Here is a 1854-nt window from a genome sequence, read left to right on the forward strand (position 1 = left end):
CGCCGGGAAGCCAATTGGCTTCCCGGCGCGCATTTTATACAATTTTAGATATAGAACAGCAGATCGCTGTACACCGGGAAGGGCCAGTATTCCCGGGCGGTCAGCGTCTCCAGCTCGTCGGCAATCTTCCTAGCGGCGGTCATGTCGGAAAAAATGGTGTCGTGGGCATAGTCCATCGCCGCTCTGGAATCGCCATGAGGCTTGCCCAGGTCCTCTTCCAGCCGCTCTGTTGCATCCAACAGACCGTCTGCAAGCGTACCGATCTTTGCCGCAATCTCCGTCTCGTACCTGTGGGCCGCGCCCATGGCACTCTTGTCGGCCGCGCGGCGGCACAGTTCCCCGGCATAGGCCGAGACAGCGGGAAGAATCTGGCGCCGAATCATGTCCGCCATAATTTTCCCCTCAATGGAAATGGTCGTAGTGTAATTCTCAATGTGAATCTCGGCCCGTGCCTCAATCTCGCTCTTGGTGTAGATGCCGTGCTTGATGTACAACTCCATGTTCTTTTGCGCGGTATAGGTTTTCAGCGCGTCGGGAGAGGAGGCCAGATTGGAAAGGCCACGCCGTCCGGCTTCCTGAATCCATGCGTCGTCATAGCCGTTGCCGTTGAAAATAATGCGCTGATGCTCAGTAAAGGTCTTGCGGATCAGCGCCTGCAACTCCGCTGTGCAGTCCTTCGCCTTTTCAAGCTGGTCGGCAAACTGCTCCAGCTCCTCCGCCATAATGGTATTCAAAGCGATGTTGGGCCCGGAGATGGACTGGGACGAGCCCAGCATACGGAACTCAAACTTATTGCCCGTGAACGCCATGGGAGAGGTGCGGTTGCGGTCTGTGTTGTCCTGCCGGATGGAAGGCAGCACATCCACGCCCACCTCCAGCGTCCGCTTTCCGGCGTCGGTATAGGCGGTGCCGTTAATGATGGATTCCACCACGGCGTTCAGCTCGTCGCCCAAGAAGACGGACACCACGGCGGGAGGCGCCTCCTGCGCGCCCAGACGGTGGTCGTTCCCTGGGAATGCAACGGTGGTGCGCAGCACATCCTGATATTCGTCCACACCCTTGATAAAGGCCGCGAGGAACAGCAAGAACTGGGCATTCTGGCTGGGGGTAGAGCCGGGCTTGAGCAAATTCTTGCCCGTGTCAGTTCCAAGAGACCAGTTGTCGTGCTTGCCGGATCCGTTGACGCCGGCGAAGGGCTTTTCATGGAGCAGGCAGACCAAATCATGGCGGTCGGCCACCCGCTTCATCATCTCCATGGCCAGTTGGTTGTGGTCACAAGCTGTGTTTGCATCGGAGAAAATGGGGGCCATCTCATGCTGACAAGGGGCCACTTCGTTGTGCTTGGTCTTGGAAAGCACGCCCACCTTCCACAGTTCCTCGTCCAGTTCCTTCATAAACGCGGCCACGCGGGGACGGATGGCGCCGAAGTAATGGTCCTCCAGTTCCTGCCCCTTGGGGGGCTTTGCCCCAAACAGGGTCCGCCCGCAGAACCGCAGGTCTTCCCGCTGGGCATAGCCCTTTTTGTCGATGAGGAAATACTCCTGCTCCGGCCCAACCTGCGGCGTGACGCGCCGGGTTTCCGTGTCGCCAAACAGGCGCAGAATGCGCACTGCCTGACGGCTGACCTCGTTCATGGAACGAAGCAGGGGTGTCTTCTTGTCCAGCGCCTCGCCTGAGTAAGAGCAGAAAATCGTGGGGATGCATAGACTTCCGTCCTTAATAAAGGCAAAAACCGTGGGGTCCCATGCGGTGTAGCCTCTGGCCTCAAAGGTGGCCCGCAGTCCGCCGGAGGGGAAGGAGGACGCATCCGGCTCTCCCCGGACCAGCTCCTTGCCGGAGAACTCCATGACAATC

Annotated in this window: 1 protein-coding gene; it reads right to left on the reverse strand. The window is 58.8% G+C overall.

The window, feature by feature from the left end; translation table 11 throughout:
• Positions 1-44: 44 nt before the first annotated feature.
• Positions 45-1854 (reverse strand): glutamine synthetase III (locus B2W96_RS08670; RefSeq protein WP_293009892.1); only part of this gene is annotated, 1810 nt, incomplete at its 5' end.

It is taken from the genome of Oscillibacter sp. UBA6647, from assembly GCA_002455655.1.
Taxonomy (GTDB): domain Bacteria; phylum Bacillota; class Clostridia; order Oscillospirales; family Oscillospiraceae; genus Oscillibacter.